The sequence below is a fragment of the Bergeriella denitrificans NBRC 102155 genome (assembly GCF_001592185.1).
In the GTDB taxonomy this organism is placed as follows: Bacteria; Pseudomonadota; Gammaproteobacteria; order Burkholderiales; family Neisseriaceae; genus Neisseria; species Neisseria denitrificans.
This window is the reverse complement of sequence record NZ_BCWL01000289.1, coordinates 1-1,915: the sequence shown is the minus strand read 5'-3', so window position 1 is coordinate 1,915 and position 1,915 is coordinate 1. Positions and strand designations below refer to the sequence as shown.

The following is a 1,915-nucleotide window of genomic DNA, read 5'->3' as shown; positions in this document are numbered from 1 at the left end:
CTAACGTAAGCTCGGGATAAGACAAACGGTTGAGGAATATAAAATCCGTTGAAATTCAGCAGTAGGTCGGGCACTTTTGCCCGACGATACGTTGATACACCTGAAAATATCAACATCCCAAAATATCTGTCGGGCAAAAGTGCCCGACCTACTGCTATCTGAGACCTTTGCAAAAATATTTAAAATCCCTTATCCCAAACGCACGTTACATACTTCCTTCAAGTGGCTGAGCATAGTCGAAGCCGCTTTCAACGCTTAAGAAAGCTTCGACTGCGCCCAGCCGCCTGTTGGATTTAAAAAGCCGTCTGAAAAACCAATTTTTCAGACGGCTTAATCCATTCATTCCAACACTCACACCCAACCCAAAGTATGGGCAAATACCAGCAAAATCGCCACCGGCGCCAGATAGCGCAAGGTATTCAGCCACAGCAGAATCAGCGTTTTCGGCACAGTACTGCCCTCGCCCGCATCGGCCAACACCGATTGGCGGTCGCGCAGCCAAGCCACAAATACCGCTACGAAAAACGAGCTGACGGGCATAATCAGCGCAGTAATGATGTAATCCCACAAATCAAAAACCGTTTTACCGAAAACCTTCCACTCGGCCAACACGCCGAACGACAATGCAGAAGGAATACCGACCAGAAAAATCGCGCTGCCGATTACCCAGGTGCGGCTTTTACGTTTGGACTCGTCTTGACGGATAGCCGCCGCGATGACGGTTTCCAGCATGGAGAACGCCGAAGTCAGCGTCGCAAAAGCCACCAGCAGCATAAACACGGCAAACAGCACCTCGCCGAAAGGAATTTTCATAAACACGGCCGGTAATACGATGAAAATCAAGCCCGGCCCTTGCGACGGCTCGAAACCGAACGCAAACACAGCCGGGAAAATCACCAGACCCGCCAGCAGCGACACCAGCAGGTTCATCCACATAATACTGTTGCCCGAGCGGAACAAATCTTCTTTTTTACTCAGATACGAAGCATAAGTAATCATGGTGGACACACCGATACTGAGCGCAAAAAACGCCTGTCCCAGCGCAGTCAGCATCGTATTCGGCGTCACATGCGTCCAATCGGGCTTGAGCAGGAAAGACACCCCCTCCATCGCCCCCGGCAGGGTCAGCGAGCGTACTGCCAACACGACAAACAAAACAAACAAAGCCGGCATCATATAGCGGTTGGCCTTTTCAATGCCGTCTGAAATCCCGCCCTTGACCACCCACACCGTCATCAGCATAAACACACCCTGATACAGCAACACGCTCCACGGATTGGCAATGGTCGCGCCGAACAAAGCCTCAAAATCCGCACCCGCACGGATTTCACCCGTCAGCGCGTGCACCACATAATTCAACACCCAACCGCCGACCACACTGTAAAACGACAACAGCACGAAACACGCCGCCACGCCCATACGCCCGATCCACGGCCAAGCCGTACCCGGTGCCAGCGTTTTAAACGCGTCAACGGCATTTTTACCGCTGGTGCGGCCGATATAAAACTCCGCCAACTGCACAGGCAGCGCCACCAACACGGTAAACACCAAAAACAGCAGGAAAAACACCGCGCCGCCGTTGGTACCCGCAGTATAGGGAAACTTCCAAATCGCACCCAAGCCGATAGCAGAGCCTGCCGCCGCCAGGATAAAGCCGATTTTGGACGACCAGGAAACTTGTGTAGCCATAACCGATATTCTCGTCAAACAACCAAAACGCGATTTTAGCAAAAGCCGAACCCGCATACAGACGTAATCCGCAGGCAGACGCAATTATGCAAAAATGGTGCGTCCGCAGCAGAAACCGTCAAACAATCCGCCGAAAATCATTCGAAACCCGCAATATAAATTCCCATAACGGATTTTTTTGGCACATCAAACCAAAAGCCGTCTGAAAACACGCGGCAATCGCGTA

The 1,915-nt window shown here is 51.6% G+C and carries 1 protein-coding gene; it reads right to left on the bottom strand.

Features of this window, described 5'->3' with window-relative positions; translation table 11 throughout:
* Positions 1–351: 351 nt before the first annotated feature.
* The gene (locus BDE01S_RS10265; RefSeq protein WP_066081204.1) at positions 352–1,689 is read right to left on the bottom strand and encodes a sodium-dependent transporter; all 1,338 of its coding nucleotides are present in this window, start codon (positions 1,687–1,689) and stop codon (positions 352–354) included.
* Positions 1,690–1,915: the final 226 nt, after the last annotated feature.